Below are 24,404 nucleotides of genomic sequence, written 5' to 3' on the forward strand. Positions count from 1 at the left end.
AACTGACGGCGGGAAAGCCGCGCAGCCCTAAGGGTACGGTGCGCGGCGGCACGAATGTGTTACCGGCGCGGCCGGCCGGTTTACCGGTCATTACGGATCGCTTGCGCTCGAGGCAGGCGACGAATGCGGCGCAGACGAAGCCGGGCCGCGGGGTGCGGCCGGCATTCGGTCGGGATGACGGGAGCCGGCGGTGTCAGTGGCAGCGCGCGGGCACCGGGACGGGATCGGCGGCGGACCGCCATGTCGACGGCTCCGTGGCCGCCGGCCGGCTCGTGCGGCGGGCGGCGCCCTTCGCGTTGCGCTGCCGGCGGTGATCGAACCAGGCAAACCCGAGCGCCGCGAGCGACCCGCCCGGCACCACCAGCATCGTCACGTACAGCGCGATCTTCCAGCCGCGGTGCGGCCCGGAGAACACATGATGAGCGGTATCGGTCAGGTTGCGGCGCAGCGCGCCGGCGGCATTTTTCAGGAACAGCATTGCGAACATCCTCGGGTGCCCGGCAGCGCGGGCTGAGCGGTCAGAACATCGTCTCCGGCAGTGCGGCATGCACGTCGTAACTGGTTGCCTGAAATAATATTGACTAAGCAATCATTTTTCAAGATACTGGGCGCGTTTTGACCTGAAACGCACTGTTGCTGCGCGCGCAATTCGCATGAACGGCGGCCTCTACGATCCCGACACCATCGCACTGGAAACGAGCCTCGGTTATTACCTGACCAAGGCCCGGCAGGCGCTCGTCGAGCGAATGGACCGCGCACTCGAGCCGTACGACCTCACCGCGCAGCAGATCGGCGTGATCCTGCTGCTGTCGCGCGGTTATGCGCGCACGCCGTTCGAGCTGTCGCGCAAGATGTCGTACGACAGCGGTTCGATGACCCGGATGCTCGACCGCCTCGAGCGCAAGGGCCTGGTCGCGCGCTCGCGCAGCGAACAGGACCGCCGCGTGATCGAGCTGACGCTGACCGAGCGCGGCGCCGACGCGGCCCGTGCGCTGCCGTCGCTGATCGCGACCGCGTTGAACGCGCAGCTCGCCGGTTTCTCGGCCGACGAACTCGCGCTGCTCACCGGCCTGCTGCAGCGGTTCATCGCCAACGGGCCCGGCGACGCCGGCTGCCCGAAGCCCGACGAACCGGATTGCTGAGCGCGGGAGGCCCGATGTCTAAATTAAGTATTCGCTTATTTCTCTGTCTGGGCAGAAGATGACGAGGCACGTGCTCCATCTCTCCCCTCACCCGTTCCACCCGTCCGGGCCGCGCGATAGGGTGCGCCCGTGTGTTGTGCCGGCGCGCTGCGCGCGTCGCGTCTAGGAGATTCCGATGTCCGCCACCACGGCATCCGCCGCGCCACCTGCCGCCCAGCCCGCGCCGCTCACCGGCGGCGCGCTCGCGCTCCTCACCGTCGGGCTCGCGCTCGGCACCTTCATGGAAGTGCTCGACACGTCGATCGCGAACGTCGCGGTGCCGACCATCTCGGGCAGCCTCGGCGTCGCGACGAGCGAAGGCACGTGGGTGATCTCGTCGTATTCGGTCGCGTCCGCGATCGCGGTGCCGCTGACCGGCTGGCTCGCACGGCGGGTCGGCGAGGTGCGCCTGTTCACGCTGTCGGTGCTCGCGTTCACGATCGCGTCGGCGCTGTGCGGCCTCGCGGAGAACTTCGAGACGCTGATCGCGTTCCGGCTGCTGCAGGGCCTCGTGTCCGGGCCGATGGTGCCGCTGTCGCAGACGATCCTGATGCGCAGCTATCCGCCCGCGAAGCGCGGGCTCGCGCTCGGGCTATGGGCGATGACGGTGATCGTCGCGCCGATCTTCGGCCCGTTGCTGGGCGGCTGGATCAGCGACAACTACACGTGGCCGTGGATCTTCTACATCAACCTGCCGATCGGCATCTTCTCCGCAGCCTGCTCATACTTCCTGCTGCGCGGCCGCGAGACGAAGACGACGAAGCAGCGGATCGACGCGATCGGCCTCGCGCTGCTCGTGATCGGCGTATCGTGCCTGCAGATGATGCTGGACCTCGGCAAGGACCGCGACTGGTTCAACTCGAGCTTCATCGTCGCGCTCGCGCTGATCGCGGTCGTGTCGCTCGCGTTCATGCTCGTGTGGGAGGCGACCGAGAAGGAACCGGTGGTCGACCTGTCGCTGTTCAAGGACCGCAACTTCGCGCTCGGCGCGCTGATCATCTCGTTCGGCTTCATGGCGTTCTTCGGCTCGGTCGTGATCTTCCCGCTGTGGCTGCAGACGGTGATGGGCTACACGGCCGGCAAGGCCGGCCTCGCGACCGCGCCGGTCGGGCTGCTCGCGCTGGTGCTGTCGCCGCTGATCGGGCGCAACATGCACCGGCTCGACCTGCGGATGGTCGCGAGCTTCGCGTTCATCGTGTTCGCGGGTGTATCGGTCTGGAATTCGACGTTCACGCTCGACGTGCCGTTCAACCACGTGATCCTGCCGCGGCTCGTGCAGGGGATCGGCGTCGCCTGCTTCTTCGTGCCGATGACGACGATCACGCTGTCGAGCATCTCCGACGAGCGGCTCGCGAGCGCGTCCGGGCTGTCGAACTTCCTGCGCACGCTGTCGGGCGCGATCGGCACCGCGGCCAGCTCGACGTTCTGGGAGAACGATGCGATCTATCACCACGCGCGGCTGTCGGAATCGGTGAGCATCTACGCGCAGAGCACGACCGACTACCAGGGCGCGCTCGCGCAGCTCGGGATCGTCGGGCAGACGGCCAACGCGCAGCTCAACCAGCTCGTCACGCAGCAGGGCTTCATGATGGCGACCAACGACTTCTTCCATCTGTCGGCGGGCGTGTTCATCGCACTCGCGGCGCTTGTGTGGATCACGAAGCCGAGGAAAGGCGCGGGGCCGGCGATGGGGCATTGAACGCGCGGCGGGCCGCGCCGGCCTCCGCCCGTTCGTCGTATCGCTGCGCCGCCCGCGCCGCGCGCCTCACTCCCTCGCCCGCAACCCGCCGAAGGCCAGATCGTCGCCCGACGCGATCGGCAGCGTCGCCCGCGCGACGTCGAGCCACGCCCGCGCCGCGTGCGACAGGTAACCCTTCTTCAGCCAGCCGAGCGCGATCGCCCAGGTGATCTCCGGCTCGACGATCGGTCGGCACGTGAACTGCCGCGCATCGAGCCGCCGGCAGTACGGCTCCGGCAACAGCGCGATGCCGACCCCCGCGTGCACCAGCGCGGCCATGAAATCCCAATGACCGCTGCGGCTCACGATCGACGGCGTGAAGCCGGCCTGCCGGCACGCGTCGAGCACCGCGTCGTGCAGCGCGAGGCTTTCCGCGTAGAACACGAACGACTCGCGCGCCAGATCGGCGAGCGGCACGGCCGTGTGATCCTCCCAGCGCGACTCGCGCGGCGCGACCAGCCACAGCGGCGCGCGCACCATCGGCAGTCGCTCGAACGTGGCCGGATCGACCGGCTCCAGCAGCCCGCCGAGCTCGAGCTCGCCCGACATCAGCGCGGCCTCGATCATCCGCGCGCCCTGCTCGAACAGCTTCAGCTCGATGTTCGGATAACGCTGCTTGTACGCGGCGATGATCGGCGTGAACAGCGACCCGCCGAGCGGCGGAATGCCGATCGTCAGCTCGCCGCGCCCGAGCGTGCCCAGATCCTTCAGCTCCGACTGCAGCTGCGCCTGCGCGGCGAGCACGTCCTGGCCGCGCTGGAACACGATCCGCCCCGCGTCGGTCAGCACCATCTGCCGGCCGTCGCGCAGCAACAGCGGCGAGCCGATCTCGTCCTCGAGCGCCTTCACCATCTTGCTGATGGTCGGCTGCGTGACGAACAACCGGTCGGCGGCCGCCGTGAAGCTCTGCTGACGGACCACCTCGACGAAGTACCGCAGCGCGCGCAATTCCATCGATGACTCCCCAAGTTGGTGCAACGAACCAAGCTGAATTCCGAATTGGAATGACAAGGATAGAGACAAGTCATTTTATTTATGGTTAGGGGAAACCCTATACTCACACCATCAACGCAACATCTGTATGGAGCCCGCCATGACCAAGCCGACCGCCACTGCCGCCGCCCGCCCCGCCGCTGCGGGCAACGTTGCGCGTACGGGCCGGATCGTGCTGCAGGCCACCGCGCTCGGCGTGCTGTGGATGGCGGTCGACTGGGCCGTGCGCGCGGTCGGGCTGCCGGTGCCGTCCGGCGTCGTCGGCCTCGCGGTGCTGCTCGCGCTGCTGTTCTCGGGGCGGGTCGCGCCCGCGTGGGTGAAGGACGGCGCGAACTGGCTCCTGTCCGACATGCTGCTGTTCTTCGTGCCGGCCGCTGTCGCGGCCGTCCAGTATGGCGGGCTGTTCCGCGAGGACGGCTGGCGCATCGCGCTGGTCATGCTCGCCGGCACCGCGTTCGTGATGGTCGCGGTGGCGGTGGCGGTCGACCTCGCCGCGAAGCTCGAGCGCCGGCTCGCCGCGCAGCGCGTGTTCGCCGAGCGCCGCCGTGCGCGCCTCGCGACCGCGTCGGCCCACTGAGCCGGAGCCTGCGATGCTTGCGCTGCTGTCGAACCTGTCCGCCGACCGCGTGAATACCGCGATCTCCGTCGGCTGCTTCGTGCTGACGGTCGTCCTGTATTTCGTGTCGAAGCGGCTCTACGCATACAGGAAGACGCTGCTGTTCTCGCCGCTCGTGTTCGTGCCGGGCGTGCTGGCGCTGCTCGTCGTGCTGACCGGCATCCCGTATTCGGTCTACTTCCGCGACACGCGCTGGCTGATGTGGCTGCTCGGCCCGGCGACGATCGCGTTCGCGGTGCCGATCTACGAGTATCGCGACCTGATCCGCCGCCACTGGCTGTCGCTGTCGGTCGGCGTCGCGGTCGGGATCGGTGCCGGCGTGTGCGGATCGCTGCTGCTCGCGAAGCTGCTGCACCTGTCGCCCGAGCTGCAGCGCTCGCTGATGACGCGCTCGGTGTCGACCCCGTTCGCGCTCGCCGTTTCCGACAAGATCCATGCGCCGAAGGATCTCACCGCGCTGTTCGTGATCGCGACCGGCATCTGCGGGATGCTGCTCGGCGAGATCGTGCTCGCGCTGGTGCCGATGCGCACGCGGCTCGCGCGCGGCGCGCTGTTCGGCGCGGCCGCCCACGGCGTGGGCACGGCGAAGGCGCGCGAGATCGGCAGCGAGGAAGGCGTCGTGTCGAGCCTCACGATGATGATCGCGGGCGTGGCGATGGTGCTGATCGCGCCGCTGCTGTCGCTGCTGCCGATCTGACGATGCGCGGGCGGGTGCCGCCGCCCGCCCTTCCCGCCTGAAGGCCCGGATGCCCGCCGGTCGCCCGCCTCACCGCTCGCAGACGCCGTTTTCCCGCCGCTCGTACCCTGCATCGAGCCGACACCCGGCCGACAATCGGCTGAGATAGCCGCAATTCCCCCCTCTTTTCCGCCCATCGGGCTCGGCCCGGATGCCGAACAATGCATGCTACGAGACATCACGCACGCATTCACATGGCCTCCACGACCGCAAACCCGACTGCCGACAAGCCGGCCTCGTCCGGCAAGTTCAAGCGCATCGCGCTCATCGCCGTCATCGCGCTGGGCGCAGCGGCCGCCGCCGCGGGCGGCATGTACGTGTTCCTGAGCAAGACCGGCGTCGGCCATGCGAGCGCGCCCGCCGAACCGGCGCCGCTGGCCGCTCCGGTGTTCTTCCCGCTCGACCCGCTGACCGTCAACCTGCAGTCGGACGACGGCGTGCAGCACTACCTGCGCGTCGGCCTGTCGCTGAAGCTCACCGACCCGAAGGCGCAGGAGCAGCTGACCGCGCGCATGCCGGAGACCCGCAGCCGGATCCTGCTCGCGCTGTCGAACAAGCATCCCGAGGATCTCGCGACGCCGGACGGCAAGCGTTCGCTCGCGAAGGAGCTGCGCGAGCTGATCGAACAGCCGACGCAGCCGGGCAACCAGCGCGCGAAGGTCGACGACGTGCTGTTCACCGAATTCGTCGTCCAGTAACGCGGCCGGAAAAGGAGCGCGCATGGGCCACCAGGAGTTCATGTCCCAGGAGGAGGTCGATGCCCTCCTCAAGGGCGTCACGGGCGAAACCGACGCAATCGACGAGCAGCGCGATACGTCGGGCGTCCGCCCCTACAACATCGCGACGCAGGAGCGGATCGTCCGCGGCCGGATGCCCGGCCTCGAGATCATCAACGACCGCTTCGCGCGCCTCTTGCGGATCGGCATCTTCAACTTCATGCGGCGCACGGCGGAAATCTCCGTGAGCCAGGTGAAGGTACAGAAGTACAGCGAGTTCACCCGCAACCTGCCGATCCCGACGAACCTGAACCTGGTGCACGTGAAGCCGCTGCGCGGCACGTCGCTGTTCGTGTTCGACCCGAACCTCGTGTTCTTCGTCGTCGACAACCTGTTCGGCGGCGACGGGCGCTTCCACACGCGCGTCGAGGGCCGCGACTTCACGGCCACCGAGCAGCGGATCATCGGCAAGCTGCTGAATCTCGTGTTCGAGCACTACACGACCGCGTGGAAGAGCGTGCGGCCGCTGCAGTTCGAATTCGTGCGCTCGGAGATGCACACGCAGTTCGCGAACGTCGCGACGCCGAACGAGATCGTGATCGTCACGCAGTTCTCGATCGAGTTCGGGCCGACCGGCGGCACGCTGCACATCTGCATGCCGTATTCGATGGTCGAGCCGATCCGCGACGTGCTCGCGTCGCCGATCCAGGGCGAGGCGCTCGAAGTCGACCGCCGCTGGGTGCGCGTGCTGTCGCAGCAGGTGCAGTCGGCCGAGGTCGAGCTGAGCGCTGATCTCGCCGAGATCCCGTCGACGTTCGAGAAGATCCTGAACCTGCGCGCGGGCGACGTGCTGCCGCTGGAGATCGCGGACACGATCACCGCGAAGGTCGACGGCGTGCCGGTGATGGAGTGCGGCTACGGCATTTTCAATGGTCAATATGCGTTGCGCGTACAGAAGATGATCAGCGCGGGCGACACGATGAAGGAAGGTGGATATGAGTGAGCTGAACCCGACGACCGAACTCGACCCGCAGGCACTCGCCGACGCGGCCCTCGCGGAATCGGCCGCGGCCGTGCAGGCAGCACCCGCCGCCGCGGAAGAGGATTCGGGCATTGACGACTGGGCTGCCGCGCTCGCCGAGCAGAACCAGCAGCCGGTGCAGGCGGGCGCGACCGGCGCCGGCGTGTTCCAGCCGCTGTCGAAGGCCGCGGCCAGCTCGACGCACAACGACATCGAGATGATTCTCGACATCCCGGTCAAGATGACCGTGGAGCTCGGCCGCACCAAGATCGCGATCCGCAACCTGCTGCAGCTCGCGCAGGGGTCGGTCGTCGAGCTCGACGGCCTCGCCGGCGAGCCGATGGACGTGCTCGTGAACGGCTGCCTGATCGCGCAGGGCGAGGTCGTGGTGGTCAACGACAAGTTCGGCATCCGGCTGACCGACATCATCACGCCGGCCGAACGGATCCGGAAACTGAATCGATGAAAGTCGTGACGTCCGGCCGGCGCGCGCGCCTGTTCGCGATCGCGGCGGCGGCTGCCGTTGCCGCGTCGCTTGCGTGCGCACCGGCCGGCGCCGCCGACATGAACGCGGTGAACAACGCCGGCGCCATCGCATCGAGCGTGACGGTCGGCTCGGCCGTGCCGTCGCTCGGCGTCGGCGCGGTGCTGCAGACGCTCGTCGGGCTCGCGGTCGTGATCGGCCTCGTGTTCGGCTGCGCGTGGCTCGCGCGCCGCTTCGGGTTCCAGCCCGCGCGGCGCGGCGGCCCGCTGAAGGTCGTGTCGAGCGTCGCGCTCGGCGCGAAGGAAAGCGCGACGATCGTCGAGATCGGCGACACCTGGCTCGTGCTCGGCGTCGCGCCGGGCAACGTGCGGCTGCTGCATACGCTGCCGGCCGGCTCGGCGGCGGCCACCGCGACGGTCGAGGCACCTGCCGGCGGCACCGCATCCGGCGGCGGCCAGCCCGGCACGTTCGGCGCGCGGTTTCGCGACGCGCTCGCGGGCGAAGCCGCGAAGCGCTTCGGACGCGGCAAGGACCGCTGACATGGCGTCGCGCCCTCTTTCCGTACTCGCATTCCGATGAAACACGAATTCCTGCGTCGCGCGGCGCGCTTCGCGCCCGTGCTGATCCTCTGCGCCGCCCCGGCGCTCGCGTGCGCGCAGGCGGCCGGCCTGCCCGCGTTCAACACGAGCCCGGGCCCGAACGGCGGCACCACCTATTCGCTGAGCGTGCAGACGATGCTGCTGCTCACGATGCTGTCGTTCCTGCCGGCGATGCTGCTGATGATGACGAGCTTCACGCGCATCATCATCGTGCTGTCGCTGCTGCGCCAGGCGCTCGGCACCGCGACGACGCCGCCGAACCAGGTGCTGGTCGGCCTCGCGATGTTCCTCACCTTCTTCGTGATGTCGCCGGTGCTCGACCGCGCGTACGCCGACGGCTACAAGCCGTTTTCCGACGGCTCGATGCCGATGGAGCAGGCCGTGCAGCGCGGCGTCGCGCCGTTCAAGACCTTCATGCTGAAGCAGACCCGCGAGACCGATCTCGCGCTGTTCGCGAAGATCTCGAAGGCCGCGCCGATGCAGGGCCCGGAAGACGTGCCGCTGTCGCTGCTGGTGCCCGCGTTCGTCACGAGCGAGCTGAAGACCGGCTTCCAGATCGGCTTCACGATCTTCATCCCGTTCCTGATCATCGACATGGTCGTCGCGAGCGTGCTGATGTCGATGGGGATGATGATGGTGTCGCCGTCCACCGTGTCGCTGCCGTTCAAGCTGATGCTGTTCGTGCTGGTCGACGGCTGGCAGCTCCTGATCGGCTCGCTCGCGCAGAGCTTCACGTAAGCGGAGGACACGCACGATGACACCCGAACAGGTGATGACGCTGGCGCACCAGGCGATGATGGTCGGCCTGCTGCTGGCCGCCCCGCTGCTGCTGGTCGCGCTCGCGGTCGGCCTCGTCGTGAGCCTGTTCCAGGCCGCGACGCAGATCAACGAATCGACGCTGTCGTTCATCCCGAAGCTGCTCGCGGTGGCCGCGACGCTCGTGATCGCCGGCCCGTGGATGCTGACGACGATGCTCGACTACCTGCGGCAGACGCTGCTGCACGTCGCGACGCTCGGCGCCGGCTGAGCGGCGCGTCCGGCTTTCGTTCCCCGCCGATGTTCTCGGTTACCTACGCGCAGCTCAACGGCTGGCTGACGGCCTTCCTGTGGCCGTTCGTGCGGATGCTCGCGCTCGTCGCGACGGCACCCGTGGTCGGCCATGCGGCCGTGCCGGTGCGCGTGAAGATCGGCATCGCCGCGTTCCTGGCGCTGGTCGTCGCGCCGACGCTCGGCGCGATGCCGGGCGTCACGGTGTTCTCCGCGCAGGGCATCTGGATCGTCGTCACGCAGTTCCTGATCGGCGCCGCGATGGGCTTCACGATGCAGATCGTGTTCGCGGCCGTCGAGGCGGCCGGCGACTTCATCGGCCTGTCGATGGGGCTCGGTTTCGCGACCTTCTTCGACCCGCATTCGAACGGCGCGACGCCGGCGATGGGCCGCTTCCTGAATGCGATCGCGATGCTCGCGTTTCTCGCGGTGGACGGCCACCTGCAGGTGTTCGCGGCGCTGGCCGCGTCGTTCCAGACGCTGCCGGTGTCGGCCGACCTGCTGCACGCGCCCGGCTGGCGCACGCTCGCCGCGTTCGGCGCGACCGTGTTCGAGATGGGGCTGCTGCTCGCGCTGCCGGTCGTCGCGGCGCTGCTGATCGCGAACCTCGCGCTCGGGATCCTGAACCGCGCGGCGCCGCAGATCGGCATCTTCCAGATCGGCTTTCCGGTCACGATGCTGGTCGGGCTGTTGCTCGTGCAACTGATGATCCCGAACCTCGTGCCGTTCGTGTCGCACCTGTTCGACATGGGGCTGGATGCGATGGGGCGGGTTTTGGGAGGATGGCGGTGATGTGCGGATCATTCATTCAGGTCGGGTCGCCGCCTTGGCCAATTCGTCAGGATTTAGGCTGGATTCAAGGTTTCTTCATCCATGTATGCGAAGACCCAAGTCAGAAACGCCGAAGCGAGTACAGAACTATGTGAATCATGCCGTTATCGGAACAATCTGTCATTGCAATTCGCCACCTCACATTTGACGCTTTCGCGATGCATCATGGCCACGGTTCGCGCGACCGACCGTCAGACAGTGGCGCTTACAGGCAGATGATCTCGGCGCGATTTTTCCGGCCAGTAATGCTTGTGGTGCGTCGACGGAATAGACGTCAGCTGCTTCCGCTGCCTGTCCTGAAGGTCACCTTGTGTTGAGAGGCCGGTAGACTAAGCAGCGTTGCGAGAATCGTGTCTGCAGCCTTTACTTGAGTGGCATCATCTACATCGATGGTTCCTTTCGCGGATAAAACACTGCAACCGTAGATCTTGCAGTTCAGGTTTTGATGATTTTCGGGCCGAAATCGACATTAGATTATTTTTTATTGGAGAATTTCTTTACATATTCTGTTATTCCTATGTCGCTTGCCGAGACAGTCTCCGAATTCACGTCTTCGATATATTCAAGGAAATTTTGGGGGCTCCTGATTTCCTGATTTATATCCTCAATCATCTGTTCAATGTTGAGATCTTTTATGTCATGGAAGGGTAGCGAGGTTCGCAAAAAATCCCTGTTCTTTAGTTTTCTTTTGGTTATCCAGTCGATGTAATCCAAGTATTTATTCGTATGGATGCCGGCAGCAATATGGAACGTTGGTTCATCAAGGGCGGTTGCTGAGTGCCACCATCCACGAGGAATGTATACGATATCCCCTTCTTCCAGGATGAAGTCCAGTTCTGGGCGAATCGGGCGAAGGTGTTTTTGATCCTTGCTCGTTTGTCCTTCAATTGGTAGCTTGAATGTCGGGTTGTAGATTTTCCATTTTTTTCTTCCTATTAATTGCACAGCAAAAACATCGTGAGTATCCCAATGGTCGCCAAAAGATCCCCTTCTCCCGAATGAGAGATAGCCATTTGCCACGACTGTCATCGCCAAAAAATCAGAAATATGTTGGCATAGTTTTCTGATTTTAAGTGATAGCGATTCAATTCTATTGAAAACCAGTGTGGATCCATTGTCTAGCTGGCGATGAATCTCGGTAGAGTTAAGCTGACTTTTTAGAACGCCAACTTCAAGGCACTTCCATTCGTAATTCTCGGGTTCGAGAAAACTGCTTCCGGAGTGCATCTTGATTTTTAGTGGGCTAGATTGACTAGCATATATTGACTCATCGACATCAAGCCAATCAAATTTTTTCCCTGAAGCTGCGCCTCGAAACAGTGCCGGCTTTTTTTCAAAGAAATTCTGGAAAAACTCTTCTTTGCTGATAGGGAAATGGATCATGACGCAAGGAATTTTAGATTGATGAGACACCGGACCCGTTATCTTGATCCGGTGTATTGATGTGTTGGGGATTGATTAGCCGTCGCCATCTTCACCAAAATTGGGGTACATGGTTGACGATGAGGAGCCCGGGGCCCAGCAGGTTCCATTCGCGTCAACCCACCCGTTCTTCTGCGTGCCTCTCAAGTCAATCACGTTGCTCGACTCTTCTTCTCCGGACAAATCAAGTCCCCCAGAAATTTCTGCGGCCTCGGATTTGGAAATGATTTTCATAAGTCATATTCCTCAGTTGCATCCAAATTTATTAATTCGATAAAGAACATCAGAAATACTTTCTCTCGATAAGATATCTCCTTTCATGATTGATACTTTGAGTGAGGATGAGAATGTATTTTTGTATTTTATAAATGATCGATGGTCGATTTCTCTCAAGCCGCACATGGCATACATTTTTGATTCAAGGGTTGCATCTTTGGACTCCAATATCTTGACGAAATATGATTTTGCCCCCGCGGTTTGTTTTATTTTTCTGTACATCTTTTCTTGCGGGCTGATGTGCCCGACAAACCCCACCAATCCCAGAGAAAAGACGTTAATACATTTAAATTCCTCCTTTGGGATTTCCATTGAATTTACCGAAACTGGGATTGACATTTGGATGACCATCAAAATTCCGATGATTTTATTTTTTATCTTGCCCGTGGGGCGGAATTGCCAGCCGCTTCGATGCAAATTATTTGCAATAAATTTCACGAGATTCGGCGATATGAAAATTATTTCAAATAATGATCCGAATAATATTGATGCGTAATCTTTGAATGGGAAAGATCGGAAAGTTGTGACCCTATGCACGGTTTTTCTCCCTTTTTTGATTGCACATGCAGGTGAATGTGCTGAGTTGCGACTGACATGTCAACTTCAAAATCCATCCGATTCCGGAATGTGTTGCATTGCTTGCCCGTTGTCAATCGATCTGAATTACTCAATGCGACGCAATATCAAAATGCTAGGTGATCTGCTGCGCGGGGAAAATCGCGAATTGTCTCGAGCACGCAGCATGATCATTGGCTGTGCCGGCTGCATGAATGGTGATGCGATTGTCGATATGGGGAATATGATGCGTCACTAATTAATATGCGATGTTTGTCGACGGATGGAAAAGCGCGCATGAATCGTTGCAGACTGTCACGCATTGGATCCTACTGATTGCGTATCCGCTTTCGATTGCCGGCATGAGCGTATCGAGCATCGCGTGGTCGCTGCCGTGTACTTACCTTGTCGGCCCCGAAAATCACATGTGCACGGTCATTCGGCACACACCGAAATCCGCATCGGCGAGCAAGTCACGGCGTTCGGAGTCGCAATATCAACGTCGATTGCGAGTCGACGGTATCTGCAACGACCTGAAATTGGACAAACGACGATATCTTGTCGTCTTATCTGACTGAACAATCTTCTGCTTTACGGTGCTACTTCGCCGTGGCTCTTGCGACCGTTAGGCAGCGGCACATACAGACAGATGATTTCGACACGACTCTTCCTTCTGGTGGCCTTCCTCGGATGGCTCGATGTGACATGGCCGGCGCGCGCGGCCAACCTGCTTGACGCGGTGAACGCGGCGCAGCACTTCGATGCGAGTATCGGCGCGGCGCGCAACGCTCGGCTCTCCGGCCGCGAGAAACGCTGGCAAGGTCTCGCCGGCCTGCTGCCGCGCGTGGAGCTCAACGGTCACTACACGAAGCAAGATCAACCCACCGTGGCGTACGCGGCAGCGGTCCGCCGTCACAGTGCCTCAGCAATCGTTACCCAGCCGCTCTTCGATGTGTCTCGCTTCGCCGATTTCCAGCGTGGCGGCACACAGGCCGACCAGGCCGACATCGAGTACGAAAAGGCCTGGCAAACACTAATCAACGAGGTTGCCAACGCCTATTTCGACGTTCTGTACGGGCGCGAGGTGTTGCAAGCCGCCGAAGCCGCGCAGCAGGCGTTCCACGCGCAGTTCGACCAGTCGCTGGCTGCGCTGCGGATCGGCGACGGCACACGGACTGACGTCGACGAGGCGCGTGCGAATCTCGACGAAGCTCGCGCGCGTACGGTTGGCGCGCAAACGGACCTGGCGGTCGCGAACGGTACACTGCAGCGGCTGACCGGCCTGAGTGACGCCGAGCTTGAGCCAATCGCGTGGTCATGCGCACAGCAGGCTGCATCGTCCGATCTCGTGGCCGCGATGGACGACGCAGCCCGCGACAACGTCGACGTGCTGATCGCCGGCAAGCAGCTGGACCAGTCGCAGGCCGACATCGTCGCCGCGACGGGCGCACACCTGCCGGTCGTGAATCTGCAGGCGAGCTTCGGCACGAACTGGAGCCGCGGCGCCAACGAGAACGGGCTCGACACGGTGTTCGGCACGACGTCGAAAACGCGTTCGTCGATGATCGGCGTGACGGTCACGATCCCGCTGTTCGCCGGCGGCGGCCCGCTATCGGCGAGCCGCGAAGCCTATCGGCGGCGCGACCAGGCGCGCGACGCGCTCGAGGATGCGCGCCGCAAGGCGCGCGAGCGCGCCCGTGCCGCCTATCTCGGCATCACCAACGGCCTCGCACTGATTCGCGCACGGGAACGTGCTCTCGCGTCGGCCGGCAGCAAAGTGAAGTCGACGCGTCTCGGGCGCGAAGTCGGGCTGCGCACGCAGATCGACGAGCTGAATGCGCAGCAACGCTATTTCGAAGCGATCCGCGATCTCGCCGACGCACGCTACCGTTACCTGCGCGCACGGCTGCAACTGTCCGCCGCGCTCGGCACGCTCGGCGACGATGACGTGGCCGGCATTGTCTGCCGCGGTGGCGACCGCGCGGCGGCCTCACGCACCCGCCCGGCGAATGCCGTGGAGCGCCGCTTATGACCGATTCCCTGTTCCGCCCGGAAGCGCTCGACGCGACCAAGCACAAGCTGATGGGCACCGTCAGCCTTTATTCTCCGCCGTACCGCTGGCTGACGATCGGAGTCTCGACCGCGCTGGCGCTCGCGGTCGTCGCGCTCTTCGTATTCGGCACTTATACGAAGCGCGAGCGTGTCGCCGGCCAGCTCTTACCGGAGAAAGGGCTGCTGACGGTGGCGCCGCCGCTGACGGGCACCGTGATCGGCATGCGCGTGCGTGAAGGGCAGCCGGTTGTGGCGGGCGCGGAACTGCTCGCGATCTCCGCCGAAGTGGCCACCGAGCTCGGCGGCACACGCGAGACGGTCGCGCGGCAACTCAAGTTTCAGCGTTCGCACCTGGAAACCGATCTCGCGAGCCAGTCGCAATTGAATGGCGAGGCCCGGCGCGGCCTGCGGGCACGCGAGGCGGCCTTGCAGGACCAGCTTGCACAGATCGTGTTGCAGTCCACACAGCGGACGCGGCAGGCCGAGCTTGCGCAACGGCAGCTCGACAAGCTGCAGTCGATGCGCGAACAGGGCTATGTATCGAACAGCCAGGTCGAGCAGCAGGAAGGCGTGCTGCTCGACGCGCAAGCGCGGTTGCGGGATCTTGCCCGCCAGCGGCTCGATGTCGGGCAGCAGCTCGAGCAAGCCCGCCAGCAACTGCGCGAACTGCCGCTCAACGACCGGAACCGTCGAAACGAGATCGAACGCAAGCTCGCGGACATCGACCAGTCGCTCGCCGAAAACGAGGCGCGTCGCGCAGTGATCCTGCGTGCGCCGCAGGCGGGCGTCGTGGCGGCGCTGCTCGCGAAGCCCGGGCAGCTCGTCAGCGCGGGCCAGTCGGCAGTCTCGCTGTTGCCGCAAGGCGAGCGGCTCGAAGCACAGCTGATGGTGCCGAGCCGCGCGATCGGCTTCGTGCGGCCCGGCGCGCGCGTCGTGCTGCGCTACGAGGCTTATCCGTTCCAGAAATTCGGCCAGCAGTTCGGGCGCGTGACCGAGGTGTCGCGTACCGCGCTGTCGCCACAGGAAGTCGCGAACCTGACCGGGCGCACCAACGTGCCGGAGCAGCTCTACCGGGTCGTCGTCGCACTCGATCGCCAGGACATCGTCGCGTATGGCAGGCACGAGGCGCTGCGCCCCGGCACGGCGCTCGAGGCCGACGTACTGATCGACCGGCGCAGGCTGATCGAATGGGTGCTCGAACCGCTGTACGCGCTCGGTCGCCGCGCGTCGACATGATGCGCGCGACGAACGCATTCGTTACGGAGCCATGTGAATCATGAAATGGATCGATGCGTTGCAATTCGGCTGGCGCCGCCGCCTGCCGGTGATCCTGCAGACGCAGGCGGCCGAGTGCGGGCTCGCGTGCGTCGGCATGATCGCCAGCTATCACGGCCACGATCTCGACCTCGTCAGCCTGCGCCGGCGCTTCAGCCCGTCGTTGAAGGGGGCGACGCTGAACGACGTGATGCTGATCGCGTACCGGCTCGGCCTCGCATCGCGTGCGCTGCGACTCGACCTCGACGAACTCGGAAAATTGCGTCGTCCGTGCATCCTGCATTGGGACATGAATCATTTCGTCGTACTGAAATCAGTGTCGCGCGGCAAGATCACGATTCACGATCCGGCGCGCGGGTGTCGCGACGTGCCGCTTGCCGAAGTGTCCCGGCATTTCACGGGCGTCGCGCTTGAGCTGATGCCGTCGCCGTCGTTCGAGCGCGCGCAGGCGCGCGAGGCGATCTCGATGGCGAAGCTGGTCGGCGGCGTGACGGGCGTCCGGGCGGCGTTCGCGCAGGTACTGCTGCTGTCGGCGGCGCTCGAAGTGTTCGGCATCGTCACGCCGCTCTACATGCAATGGGTGATGGACCAGGTGCTGGTGTCGGCCGATGCCGACCTGCTGACGTTGCTCGGCATCGGCTTCCTGCTCGTCGTGCTGTTCCAGAACGCAGTGTCGGCACTGCGTTCGTGGGTGGTGACCTGGTTTTCGAGCCTGCTGGGCGTGCAGTGGACGGCGAACGTATGCGCCCGCCTGCTCAGGCTGCCGATGGCGTACTTCGAGCAGCGGCACATCGGCGACGTGGTGTCGCGATTCGGCGCGATCAATACGATCCAGAGCACGCTGACCACGCAGTTCGTCGGCGCGCTGCTCGACGGCGCGATGGCGATCGCGACGCTCGCGATGCTGTTCGTCTACAGCCCCCCGCTTACGTGGCTTGTGCTCGGTCTGTTCGCCGCGTATGGCGCGATTCGCTGGGTCGCGTACCGGCCGTTCCGGCAGGCGAACGAGGAACAGATCGTGTATGCGGCGCGCGCGCAGTCGAACCTGCTCGAATCGATTCGCGGCGTGCAGGCGATCAAGCTGGCGAACCAGCAGGAAGCGCGCGTCGCGACCTATGCGAACGCCGTCGTCGAGACGACCAACAAGCACGTCGCGATCCAGCGGCTGTCGATCGTCTTTTCGACATTGCAGGGCGCGATCTCCGGTGCCGGCAGGGTCGTGCTCGTCTGGCTCGCGGCGAAACAGGTGCTCGACGGGCAGTTTTCAGCCGGGATGCTGGTCGCATTCGTCAGCTTCGCCGATCAGTTCATGGCGCGCGGTGCCGGCCTGATCGGCACGGCGATCGATTTCCGCATGCTGCGCCTGCATGGCGAGCGTCTTGCCGACATCGTATTGACCGACGTCGAATCCGATGTGGACGCGAAGGTCGCGCGCGCACCGATGTCCGCCGACAGTACGGCCGCGCCTGCGATCGACGTGCGCGGCGTGAGCTTCCGCTACGCGGAGACCGAGCCCTGGATATTCGAAGACTGTTCGTTCTCGATCGCGCCCGGCGAATCGATCGCGCTGGTCGGCCCGTCGGGCCAGGGCAAGACGACGATGGCGAAAGTGCTGCTCGGGCTGCTGTCGCCGGAGCATGGCGGCGTGTATGTCGACGGCGTCGATATCCGCAAGCTCGGGCTGCATCAATATCGAGGGCTGATCGGCTGCGTGATGCAGGACGACATCCTGTTCGCCGGATCGATCGCCGACAACATCTGCTTTTTCGATCCGCAACCCGACCAGGCGCGTGTCGACGCCGCCGCGCGGCGCGCGCAGATCCACGACGACATCGTTGCGATGCCGATGGGCTACCAGAGCCTCGTCGGCGACATGGGCTCGTCGTTGTCGGGCGGGCAGCGCCAGCGGGTTCTGCTCGCGCGGGCGTTCTACCGCCAACCGTCGATTCTTGTGCTCGACGAGGCGACGAGCCATCTCGACGTGCAGCGCGAGCATCTGATCAACGATGCCGTGCGCGCGATGAACGTCACGCGAATCATCATCGCTCACCGCCCGGAGACGATCCGCAGCGCGGACAGGGTCATCGCACTCGCACAGGGGCGCGTGCGGGAATTCGACGGCGGTGCGATTTCTACGCCTGCGGCGGCCTGACGGCGCAGCGGGAAGGCCGATGCCGATCCGGCCTGTCACGATCGGCGATACGCAACCTCAAGGAGAAGTGAAAATGCGTGAATTGACCATGATGGAACTCGACGAAGTCAGCGGTGGCAGTTTCGTCAGCCGGTGCGGCGCGTCGGTGCTGGGCGCCGTCGGCGGCTCGATCTCGGGTGCCTGGAAAGGCGCGGCGACGGGCGGCAGCTCGGGCGGCATCCTCGGCGCCGGCATCGCCGCCGCCGGTGTGGGCGTGCTGGTCGGCGGTGCCCTGGGGATCATCGGCGGTGCGCTTTATGGTCTCGTGAACGACATGGCGCAAACGACCAGGGTCTTCAACGACATCATGGACAAGCTGTTCGACTTCAATGAGCCGGCGCCGAAGGCCTGGTAAAGGCGGCGACCACCCGGCAACGTATCTCACGTGTCAGACCAGCCCACTTTCGTACGCGTAGCGGATCAGGTCGATATTCGTATCGGCCTGCAGCTTTTGCATTGCCGTCTGCTTTTGCGTCGACACGGTACTGACCGAGCGGCCGAGCCGTATTGCAATGCTTGCAAGCGGATGACCCAATGCGAACAGGCGCACGACGTCAAGCTCCCTCTGGGTCAGCGGCGGGGGGGCGTCGCGGCCACTCGCGCCGGCACGTTCGACGATCGCGCGGATCGTGGGCGAAAAGTACCGCGTGCGGCCGGCGCGCACGTGTCGGCATGCGCGGACGATCTCGTCGATCTGGTCGTCCTTGCTGACGATGGCCTTCACGCCCAGTCGCAGCGCGGCGGCGGCGACGCTCGGATTCTTTTGCGCGGTCAGCATGATGCATTGAGTGCTCGGTGCGACGTCGCGCAGCTTGCGCAGCAGCCTCAGGCCGTCGATCGGTTTGTCACCCCGATTCATCGAATAGTCGACGACGACGAGATCGACCGGGGAGCGCGTCAATGCGTCGATCAGCCCCGCCCCGCTATTGCAGCAATGCGAGATGAGGAAATCCGGTTCCCATTGCGGCAGGCGCTTCAGCATTTCGATCACGACTGGATGGTCGTCGGCAATGGCGATGGTGGTTAGACTCATTGAATCGTCGAAATGAAATATCAAGTCAGAAGGTGCCCCGAATAGATTGAATTGCGAAAAATCGGAGTCGGCACGTTGCACAACGCGATGCGTCCCCGGCGACCAACGATTTTGTCGTGATGTCATGCTTCCGTAGAGGAGCTCGGCGCAATGGATGATTCTCTTTGTGCTTGCCAAAGCGTAATGGAGAGAAATCAGCGTTGATAGGCCTGTTGCCATTCCAACCCGCGGCACGATCCGGCTGGGGGGCGCTCTTCGAGCATGCGCGCCGGATTCGTGGAAAACCCCTAACGATTCCGCCCCCCCGCGAAAGGTGGCAGAAGGTTTCGCCTCCCTATACTCGTCGCAACGATGCAGCAAGCATCGCGCCATGCGAATAACGACCGGAGACGACCCGATGCGACCCACCCTGCGTACCCTCGCCGTTGCAGCCAGCCTGACCTGCGCGTTCGCCGCTCACCCCGCCTTCGCCGACGACGGCGGCAAGATCACGATCATGGTCGGCGGGATCGCGAAGCTGATCTACCTGCCCGCGCGGCTCACGCAGGAACTCGGCTACTTCAAGGCCGAAGGGCTCGACGTCGAGCTGCTGTCGCAGCCGGCCGGCGTCGACGCCGAGAACGAGCTGCTCGCGGGCGCCGTGCAGGGCGTCGTCGGCTTCTACGACCACACGGTCGACCTGCAGAGCAAGGGCAAGGACGTGAAGGCGATCGCCGTGTTGTGCCAGGTGCCGGGCGAAGTCGAGATGGTGTCGACCAAGGCCGCGCCGACGTTCAAGTCGATGGCCGACGCGAAAGGCAAGACGCTCGGCGTGACGGGCCTCGGATCGTCGACGAGCTTCCTCACGCAATTCCTCGCGCTGCAGCATGGCGTGCAGTCGACGCAGTACACGATGCTGCCGGTCGGTGCAGACGCGAGCTTCATCGCCGCGATCAAGCAGGGCCGGATCGAGGCCGGGATGACGACCGAGCCGACGGTGTCCGCGCTCGAGAAGATGGGCGACGCGAAGGTGCTGGTCGACCTGCGCACGCTGGAAGGTACGCGCGCGGCGCTCGGCGGCACCTACCCGGCCGCGAGCCTGTACGTGCAGTCGGCCTGGGCCGATTCGCACAAGGCGGAAGCGACCAAGCTCGCGCACGCGTTCGCGAAGACGATGCAGTTCATCCACACGCACAGCGCCGACGAGATCGCCGCGAAGATGCCGGCCGACTACCAGAAGGACAAGGCGCTGTACGTGTCCGCGCTGAAGGCGTCGCTGCCGATGTACACGGCCGACGCGAAGATGCCGGCCGACGGCCCGGCGACCGTGCTGAAGGTGCTGTCGGCGTTCAACCCGTCGGTGAAGGGCAAGCACATCGACCTCGCGCGCACCTTCACGAACGATTTCGTGAACGCGAAGTAAGCAGCGGCGCCGGCGGCGGCGATCCCGCCGCCGTGCGCTCCCCCGTCCCGGTCCGGCTGGCCGGCCCGGCGTCGCCACGATGCGACGCGCTCTTCACCCGCAGGATCCATGCGATGAACCAGGCAGTCTCCCCGAGCACACCGGCGATCGAGTTTCGCAATGTGTCGTGCCGCTTCATTTCGCCGGAAGGCAAGGCCACCGTCGCGCTGCGCGACTTCAGCATGAGCGTCGCGCGCGGCGAGTTCATCGCGATCGTCGGGCCGACCGGCTGCGGCAAGTCGACCACGCTGAACCTGATCACCGGGCTGTTGAAGCCGGCTTCCGGCGAGGTGCGCGTGATGGGCCGCCCGGTCGACGGGATCGATCCGCGCATCGGCTTCGTGTTCCAGGCCGACGCGGTGTTCCCGTGGCGCAACGTGATCGACAACGTCGCGGCAGGCCCGCTGTTTCGCGGCCGCTCGAAGGACGTCGCCTACGCGCAGGCCGAGGAATGGATCCGCAAGGTCGGCCTCGACAAGTTCACGAAACACTACCCACACCAGCTCTCCGGCGGGATGCGCAAGCGCGTCGCGCTCGCGCAGACCTTCATCAACCAGCCGGAAATCCTGCTGATGGACGAGCCGTTCTCCGCGCTCGACATGCAGACGCGCACGCTGATGCAGGACGAGCTGCTGCAGCTGTGGTCCGCGAACAAGGGCTCGGTCGTGTTCGTCACGCACGATCTCGAGGAGGCGATCGCGCTCGCCGACCGCGTGTTCGTGCTGACCGCGCGCCCCGCGACGCTCAAGCGCGTGTACGAGATCGACCTGCCGCGCCCGCGCGTCACGTCGGAGATTCGCTACGACACGCGCTTCATCGAAATTTCCAAGGACATCTGGCACGACCTGCGCGAAGAAGTGCAGATCGGCTGACAGCAGCAAGGACAGGAGCATGACCGACATGACGCTTCCCCCCACCGCCATTCCGGCACCGTCGCTCGAGGACGAGTCGCGTGCCGCTCAAACCCGGCTGCGCCGCCGCCGGCAACTGATCATCGGCCTGCGGATCGTCGTGCTCGTCGTCGTGCTGGGCGGCTGGGAACTCGCCGCGCGCCTGAAGTGGATCGATCCGTTCTTCTTCTCGCAGCCGACGCTGATCTTCGCGCAGCTCCAGGACTGGTTCGCGAACGGCACGTCGCAAGGGCCGCTGCTTACGCAGGTCTGGGTGACGCTCGAGGAAACCACGATCGGCTTCCTGATCGGCTCGGTCGCCGGCGTGCTCTGCGGGATCGTGCTCGGCCGCAACAAGCTGATGTCCGACGTGTTCGGCCTCTATATCCAGATCGCGAACTCGATCCCGCGCGTCGTGCTCGGCTCGATTTTCGTGATCGCGCTCGGCCTCGGCATGGCGTCGAAGATCGCGCTGGCCGTCGTGATGGTGTTCTTCGTCGTGTTCGGCAACGCGTTCCAGGGCGTGCGCGAAGCCGACCGCTACCTGATCGCGAACGCGCAGATCCTCGGCGCGTCGCGCCGGCAGATCACCACGTCGGTCGTGATCCCGTCCGCGCTCAGCTGGATTCTCGCGAGCCTGCACGTGAGCTTCGGCTTCGCGCTGGTCGGTGCGGTCGTCGGCGAATTCCTGGGTTCCAAGCAGGGCATCGGCCTGCTAATCTCCACCGCCCAGGGCGCGTTCAACGCGAGCGGCGTGTTCGCGGCGATGATCGTGCTGGCCGTGGTCGCGCTGGCCGCCGACTATCTGCTGACCTGGCTCGAGAAGCGCTTGCTCAAGTGGCGCCCCGCCGCGTTCTGAGCAACGCAGGCATCATCGAATGACACGCCCGAACCGCGCCGGTTACCCCGGCGCGGTTCGGCATTGAGGAGACGGAATGGCGCACAGCCTGCGCGGGCGGCTCTTGTGGTGGCTGCTGCTGCCGCTCGCGGCTTTCGTGCTGATCGCGGGCGCGATGTCGTACGACACCGCACGGCGCACGGCCGGGCTCGTGCAGGACAGCGCGCTCGTCGCGTCCGCGCGCACGATCGGCGAGGACGTCGAATGGCGCAACGGGCGGCCGGCGGCCGACGTGCCGCCGGCCGCGCTGGAGATCTTCGAATCGCCGTCGGGCGATTCGGTGTTCTACAAGGTGATCGACGGCCACGACCGGCTGCTCGCGGGCAACCCGGCGCTCGCGGTTCCCGGGCGGCACGGGGTCGAGCCGACGCTGTACGACACGTCGCTCGACGGCGTGCGGCTGCGCGCGGCCGCCTACGACCGCCAGCTGTACGACGAGGGGCAGATCGAGACGGTCACGGTGATCGTCGCGAAGACGACGCGCTCGTATGACGCGATGGTAGCGACGATCTGGCGGCCGCAGCTCGTGCGCCTGTCGCTGATGCTGGTGCTCGCGATCGTGCTCGTCTATCTCGGCCTCACGCTCGAGCTGCGCCCGCTGATGAAGCTGAAGGACGACGTCGCCGACCGCGGGCCGATGGAACTGGAGCCGATCCGCCCGGAGCGGCTGCAGCACGAGCTGCGGCCGATCGTCGACGCGATCAACCAGTGCATCGCGCGGCTCAATACGCACACGGCCACGCAGCGCCGCTTCATTGCCGACGCCGCGCACCAGCTGCGCACGCCGATCGCGGTGCTCGACACGCAGATCCAGTACGCGCAGCAGCGCGACCATGACGATCGCGAGCTGGCGTCGGTGCTCGACAGCATGCAGCGCAGCAGCCGCAAGATGGCCGACGTGACCGACAAGCTGCTGCTGCTCGCGCACGCGGAAGCGACGCCGTCGACGCTGCTCACGCATCGGGTCGATCTCGCCGCCGTCGTATCGAGCGTGCTCGAGGAAACGATCGTGCTCGCGCAGCAGCGCGACATCGACCTCGGCGCCGATCTCGGCGAACGGCTCGACGTCGCGGGCAGCGACAGCCTGCTGACCGCGCTGGTGATGAACCTCGTCGACAACGCCGTGCGCTATACGCAGCCGGGCGGCTGCGTGACGGTCGCGGCACGGCGCGACGGCGCCGCGGTCGTGCTGGAGGTGGTCGACAACGGCCCCGGCATTCCGGCCGAAGCGCGGCCGCACGTGTTCAAGCGGTTCTACCGCGTGTCGGCCGACACCGAAGGCTCGGGCCTGGGCCTCGCGATCGTCCGCGAGATCGCGCAGGCGCACGGCGGCAGCGCGTCGCTCGCGCCGGGCCCCGGCAATCGCGGTATCGTCGTGACCGTGCGGCTGCCCGCGTACGATTGAAGAGTGCGCCCAAACCTGTCGCTGCGCGCCAGGCCCCCCAAGGGGACCATCACCCAAGGGGACTTCCGGCGGGGCGGGAAACTTGGGGCGGCCCGACGTTTCCTTGAAGAGATGAAGTCGCCATGAAACTCCTGCTGGTCGAAGACAACGCCGAACTCGCGCACTGGATCGTGAACCTGCTGCGCGGCGAGGATTTCGCGGTCGACTGCGTCGGCGACGGCGAGCGCGCCGATACCGTGCTGAAGACCGAGCGCTACGACGCGGTGCTGCTCGACATGCGGCTGCCTGGCATCAGCGGCAAGGAAGTGCTCGCGCGATTGCGGCGCCGCAACGACAACGTGCCGGTGCTGATGCTGACCGCGCACGGCTCGGTCGACGACAAGGTCGACTGCTTCGGCGCGGGCGCCGACGACTACGTGGTCAAGCCGTTCGAATCGCGCGAGCTGGTCGCGCGGATCCGCGCGCTGATCCGCCGGCAGGCCGGCGTCGGCACGACGCAGCTCGTGTGCGGCGATCTCGTCTATGCGTTCGGCACGCGCGAATTCCGCTGCGGCGACACGGTGCTCGCGCTGCGCCGCCGCGAGCATGCGATTCTCGAAACGCTGATGCTGCAGCAGAACAAGACGGTATCGAAGGCGCGGCTGATGGACAGCGTGTTCGCGCTCGACGACGAGCCGAGCGCGGATGCGATCGACATCTACATCCACCGGCTGCGCAAGCATCTCGCGCTCAGCACGGCCGAGATCATCACGCTGCGCGGGCTCGGCTATATCCTGCGCGCGAAGACCGCGCAGGACTGACGGCGCGGCCCGCGGCATCGATTCGCAGCACGTAATGTTGTTTTGGCAGCCCGCGGGCTGCCCGCCTGCCCGATTCCCGATTATTGCGATTTCGGTGTTTTCACCGATCCGATTCTTTCCTCCGGGAAAGCGGCGTGAAGGATTGCCCCCTCTACGATGCTATGCGTCGACCCTCTCGCTGTGGTCGGCAACAATCGGCATACA

General features: G+C 64.8%; 26 protein-coding genes. 20 read left to right on the forward strand and 6 right to left on the reverse strand.

Features of this window, described 5'->3' with window-relative positions:
- Nucleotides 1-193: 193 nt before the first annotated feature.
- The gene (locus tag DID98_RS23440; RefSeq protein ID WP_082088525.1) at nucleotides 194-478 is read right to left on the reverse strand and encodes a multidrug ABC transporter ATPase; all 285 of its coding nucleotides are present in this window, start codon (nucleotides 476-478) and stop codon (nucleotides 194-196) included.
- Between the two features lie 175 nt (nucleotides 479-653).
- Between DID98_RS23440 and DID98_RS23445 the strand changes: the two genes are divergently transcribed.
- Entirely contained in the window at nucleotides 654-1,142 is a 489-nt protein-coding gene (locus DID98_RS23445; protein WP_124486795.1) for a MarR family winged helix-turn-helix transcriptional regulator, read from the forward strand.
- Nucleotides 1,143-1,317: 175 nt separating this feature from the next.
- Nucleotides 1,318-2,880: a DHA2 family efflux MFS transporter permease subunit gene (locus tag DID98_RS23450; protein WP_124571506.1), complete on the forward strand. Its 1,563-nt coding sequence runs from the start codon at nucleotides 1,318-1,320 to the stop codon at nucleotides 2,878-2,880.
- A 66-nt stretch (nucleotides 2,881-2,946) separates the two neighbouring features.
- Here the strand turns inward: DID98_RS23450 and DID98_RS23455 are convergent, their stop codons facing one another.
- Nucleotides 2,947-3,873 carry a LysR family transcriptional regulator gene (locus tag DID98_RS23455; RefSeq protein ID WP_044845196.1) on the reverse strand — a complete coding sequence of 309 codons (927 nt, stop codon included), beginning with the start codon at nucleotides 3,871-3,873 and terminating at the stop codon, nucleotides 2,947-2,949.
- Between the two features lie 139 nt (nucleotides 3,874-4,012).
- Between DID98_RS23455 and DID98_RS23460 the strand changes: the two genes are divergently transcribed.
- The 9 genes from DID98_RS23460 to fliR all read left to right on the forward strand — a co-directional run bounded on the left by DID98_RS23460 (nucleotide 4,013) and on the right by fliR (nucleotide 9,923).
- Entirely contained in the window at nucleotides 4,013-4,489 is a 477-nt protein-coding gene (locus DID98_RS23460) for a CidA/LrgA family protein (protein ID WP_044845195.1), read from the forward strand.
- Between the two features lie 13 nt (nucleotides 4,490-4,502).
- Nucleotides 4,503-5,225, forward strand: coding sequence for an LrgB family protein (locus DID98_RS23465; protein WP_044845194.1), 723 nt, complete (start codon nucleotides 4,503-4,505; stop codon nucleotides 5,223-5,225).
- Nucleotides 5,226-5,425: 200 nt separating this feature from the next.
- Complete coding sequence (gene fliL / locus DID98_RS23470; RefSeq protein ID WP_124486793.1) at nucleotides 5,426-5,962, forward strand: flagellar basal body-associated protein FliL; 537 nt, start codon at nucleotides 5,426-5,428, stop codon at nucleotides 5,960-5,962.
- Between the two features lie 22 nt (nucleotides 5,963-5,984).
- Nucleotides 5,985-6,983, forward strand: a complete 999-nt coding sequence (gene fliM, locus DID98_RS23475; RefSeq protein ID WP_124486792.1) for a flagellar motor switch protein FliM — start codon at nucleotides 5,985-5,987, stop codon at nucleotides 6,981-6,983.
- A complete protein-coding gene (gene fliN / locus DID98_RS23480; protein ID WP_124486791.1) occupies nucleotides 6,976-7,467 on the forward strand; it encodes a flagellar motor switch protein FliN in 492 nt (163 codons plus the stop codon). The genes fliM and fliN overlap by 8 nt, the downstream gene beginning before the upstream one ends.
- On the forward strand, nucleotides 7,464-8,024 hold the full coding sequence (gene fliO, locus DID98_RS23485) for a flagellar biosynthetic protein FliO (RefSeq protein ID WP_124486790.1): 561 nt from the start codon (nucleotides 7,464-7,466) through the stop codon (nucleotides 8,022-8,024). The genes fliN and fliO overlap by 4 nt, the downstream gene beginning before the upstream one ends.
- A 36-nt stretch (nucleotides 8,025-8,060) precedes the next feature.
- Nucleotides 8,061-8,822, forward strand: a complete 762-nt coding sequence (fliP, locus tag DID98_RS23490; protein ID WP_124520430.1) for a flagellar type III secretion system pore protein FliP — start codon at nucleotides 8,061-8,063, stop codon at nucleotides 8,820-8,822.
- Nucleotides 8,823-8,838: 16 nt separating this feature from the next.
- Nucleotides 8,839-9,111 carry a flagellar biosynthesis protein FliQ gene (fliQ, locus tag DID98_RS23495; RefSeq protein ID WP_006750427.1) on the forward strand — a complete coding sequence of 91 codons (273 nt, stop codon included), beginning with the start codon at nucleotides 8,839-8,841 and terminating at the stop codon, nucleotides 9,109-9,111.
- Between the two features lie 29 nt (nucleotides 9,112-9,140).
- Entirely contained in the window at nucleotides 9,141-9,923 is a 783-nt protein-coding gene (gene fliR / locus DID98_RS23500; protein WP_124571507.1) for a flagellar biosynthetic protein FliR, read from the forward strand.
- 513 nt (nucleotides 9,924-10,436) lie between these two features.
- On the opposite strand, the gene DID98_RS23505 is transcribed toward fliR, so the two are convergent.
- From DID98_RS23505 to mchS3, 3 genes are read right to left on the reverse strand one after another with little or no spacing between them, the layout of a single operon-like run.
- On the reverse strand, nucleotides 10,437-11,375 hold the full coding sequence (locus tag DID98_RS23505) for a cupin domain-containing protein (RefSeq protein ID WP_221622537.1): 939 nt from the start codon (nucleotides 11,373-11,375) through the stop codon (nucleotides 10,437-10,439).
- Between the two features lie 45 nt (nucleotides 11,376-11,420).
- Nucleotides 11,421-11,618, reverse strand: coding sequence for a hypothetical protein (locus DID98_RS23510; protein WP_124571508.1), 198 nt, complete (start codon nucleotides 11,616-11,618; stop codon nucleotides 11,421-11,423).
- Nucleotides 11,619-11,630: 12 nt separating this feature from the next.
- Nucleotides 11,631-12,098: an MchS3 family protein gene (gene mchS3, locus DID98_RS23515; protein WP_124571509.1), complete on the reverse strand. Its 468-nt coding sequence runs from the start codon at nucleotides 12,096-12,098 to the stop codon at nucleotides 11,631-11,633.
- A 766-nt stretch (nucleotides 12,099-12,864) separates the two neighbouring features.
- Here mchS3 and DID98_RS23520 point away from each other — a divergent pair.
- The 4 genes from DID98_RS23520 (at nucleotide 12,865) to DID98_RS23535 (ending at nucleotide 18,088) form a co-directional block, all read left to right on the forward strand.
- On the forward strand, nucleotides 12,865-14,247 hold the full coding sequence (locus DID98_RS23520) for a TolC family outer membrane protein (RefSeq protein ID WP_124571510.1): 1,383 nt from the start codon (nucleotides 12,865-12,867) through the stop codon (nucleotides 14,245-14,247).
- Nucleotides 14,244-15,503 carry an HlyD family secretion protein gene (locus tag DID98_RS23525; protein ID WP_124571511.1) on the forward strand — a complete coding sequence of 420 codons (1,260 nt, stop codon included), beginning with the start codon at nucleotides 14,244-14,246 and terminating at the stop codon, nucleotides 15,501-15,503. The genes DID98_RS23520 and DID98_RS23525 overlap by 4 nt, the downstream gene beginning before the upstream one ends.
- A gap of 40 nt (nucleotides 15,504-15,543) precedes the next feature.
- Nucleotides 15,544-17,694 carry a peptidase domain-containing ABC transporter gene (locus DID98_RS23530; RefSeq protein ID WP_124571512.1) on the forward strand — a complete coding sequence of 717 codons (2,151 nt, stop codon included), beginning with the start codon at nucleotides 15,544-15,546 and terminating at the stop codon, nucleotides 17,692-17,694.
- Between the two features lie 73 nt (nucleotides 17,695-17,767).
- Nucleotides 17,768-18,088, forward strand: coding sequence for a hypothetical protein (locus DID98_RS23535; protein ID WP_124571513.1), 321 nt, complete (start codon nucleotides 17,768-17,770; stop codon nucleotides 18,086-18,088).
- Nucleotides 18,089-18,121: 33 nt separating this feature from the next.
- Here DID98_RS23535 and DID98_RS23540 read toward each other — a convergent pair whose 3' ends face one another.
- Nucleotides 18,122-18,847, reverse strand: a complete 726-nt coding sequence (locus DID98_RS23540; RefSeq protein ID WP_260428107.1) for a response regulator transcription factor — start codon at nucleotides 18,845-18,847, stop codon at nucleotides 18,122-18,124.
- A gap of 316 nt (nucleotides 18,848-19,163) precedes the next feature.
- Here DID98_RS23540 and DID98_RS23545 point away from each other — a divergent pair, with 316 nt between their 5' ends.
- The 5 genes from DID98_RS23545 to DID98_RS23565 all read left to right on the forward strand — a co-directional run bounded on the left by DID98_RS23545 (nucleotide 19,164) and on the right by DID98_RS23565 (nucleotide 24,200).
- Entirely contained in the window at nucleotides 19,164-20,168 is a 1,005-nt protein-coding gene (locus DID98_RS23545; protein ID WP_124571514.1) for an ABC transporter substrate-binding protein, read from the forward strand.
- A gap of 113 nt (nucleotides 20,169-20,281) precedes the next feature.
- Entirely contained in the window at nucleotides 20,282-21,079 is a 798-nt protein-coding gene (locus DID98_RS23550; RefSeq protein ID WP_027788757.1) for an ABC transporter ATP-binding protein, read from the forward strand.
- A 19-nt stretch (nucleotides 21,080-21,098) separates the two neighbouring features.
- A complete protein-coding gene (locus DID98_RS23555; protein WP_124571515.1) occupies nucleotides 21,099-21,956 on the forward strand; it encodes an ABC transporter permease in 858 nt (285 codons plus the stop codon).
- Nucleotides 21,957-22,032: 76 nt separating this feature from the next.
- A complete protein-coding gene (locus DID98_RS23560; protein WP_044845186.1) occupies nucleotides 22,033-23,400 on the forward strand; it encodes a sensor histidine kinase in 1,368 nt (455 codons plus the stop codon).
- A 122-nt stretch (nucleotides 23,401-23,522) separates the two neighbouring features.
- On the forward strand, nucleotides 23,523-24,200 hold the full coding sequence (locus DID98_RS23565) for a response regulator (RefSeq protein ID WP_044845185.1): 678 nt from the start codon (nucleotides 23,523-23,525) through the stop codon (nucleotides 24,198-24,200).
- Nucleotides 24,201-24,404: the final 204 nt, after the last annotated feature.

The sequence above is a fragment of the Burkholderia sp. Bp8984 genome, assembly GCF_003853755.1.
Taxonomy (GTDB): domain Bacteria; phylum Pseudomonadota; class Gammaproteobacteria; order Burkholderiales; family Burkholderiaceae; genus Burkholderia.

Coding starts and splice junctions, on each gene's coding strand:
- DID98_RS23445 (WP_124486795.1), top strand. CDS start 654: ATGAACGGCGGCCTCTACGATCCCGACACCATCGCACTGGAAACGAGC.
- fliM (WP_124486792.1), top strand. CDS start 5,985: ATGGGCCACCAGGAGTTCATGTCCCAGGAGGAGGTCGATGCCCTCCTC.
- DID98_RS23510 (WP_124571508.1), bottom strand. CDS start 11,618: ATGAAAATCATTTCCAAATCCGAGGCCGCAGAAATTTCTGGGGGACTT.
- DID98_RS23440 (WP_082088525.1), bottom strand. CDS start 478: ATGCTGTTCCTGAAAAATGCCGCCGGCGCGCTGCGCCGCAACCTGACC.
- DID98_RS23560 (WP_044845186.1), top strand. CDS start 22,033: ATGGCGCACAGCCTGCGCGGGCGGCTCTTGTGGTGGCTGCTGCTGCCG.
- fliR (WP_124571507.1), top strand. CDS start 9,141: ATGTTCTCGGTTACCTACGCGCAGCTCAACGGCTGGCTGACGGCCTTC.
- DID98_RS23450 (WP_124571506.1), top strand. CDS start 1,318: ATGTCCGCCACCACGGCATCCGCCGCGCCACCTGCCGCCCAGCCCGCG.
- DID98_RS23455 (WP_044845196.1), bottom strand. CDS start 3,873: ATGGAATTGCGCGCGCTGCGGTACTTCGTCGAGGTGGTCCGTCAGCAG.
- DID98_RS23545 (WP_124571514.1), top strand. CDS start 19,164: ATGCGACCCACCCTGCGTACCCTCGCCGTTGCAGCCAGCCTGACCTGC.
- fliQ (WP_006750427.1), top strand. CDS start 8,839: ATGACACCCGAACAGGTGATGACGCTGGCGCACCAGGCGATGATGGTC.
- fliN (WP_124486791.1), top strand. CDS start 6,976: ATGAGTGAGCTGAACCCGACGACCGAACTCGACCCGCAGGCACTCGCC.
- fliP (WP_124520430.1), top strand. CDS start 8,061: ATGAAACACGAATTCCTGCGTCGCGCGGCGCGCTTCGCGCCCGTGCTG.
- DID98_RS23535 (WP_124571513.1), top strand. CDS start 17,768: ATGCGTGAATTGACCATGATGGAACTCGACGAAGTCAGCGGTGGCAGT.
- DID98_RS23525 (WP_124571511.1), top strand. CDS start 14,244: ATGACCGATTCCCTGTTCCGCCCGGAAGCGCTCGACGCGACCAAGCAC.
- DID98_RS23530 (WP_124571512.1), top strand. CDS start 15,544: ATGAAATGGATCGATGCGTTGCAATTCGGCTGGCGCCGCCGCCTGCCG.
- DID98_RS23550 (WP_027788757.1), top strand. CDS start 20,282: ATGAACCAGGCAGTCTCCCCGAGCACACCGGCGATCGAGTTTCGCAAT.
- DID98_RS23460 (WP_044845195.1), top strand. CDS start 4,013: ATGACCAAGCCGACCGCCACTGCCGCCGCCCGCCCCGCCGCTGCGGGC.
- DID98_RS23555 (WP_124571515.1), top strand. CDS start 21,099: ATGACCGACATGACGCTTCCCCCCACCGCCATTCCGGCACCGTCGCTC.
- DID98_RS23465 (WP_044845194.1), top strand. CDS start 4,503: ATGCTTGCGCTGCTGTCGAACCTGTCCGCCGACCGCGTGAATACCGCG.
- DID98_RS23520 (WP_124571510.1), top strand. CDS start 12,865: ATGATTTCGACACGACTCTTCCTTCTGGTGGCCTTCCTCGGATGGCTC.
- fliL (WP_124486793.1), top strand. CDS start 5,426: ATGCATGCTACGAGACATCACGCACGCATTCACATGGCCTCCACGACC.
- fliO (WP_124486790.1), top strand. CDS start 7,464: ATGAAAGTCGTGACGTCCGGCCGGCGCGCGCGCCTGTTCGCGATCGCG.
- DID98_RS23565 (WP_044845185.1), top strand. CDS start 23,523: ATGAAACTCCTGCTGGTCGAAGACAACGCCGAACTCGCGCACTGGATC.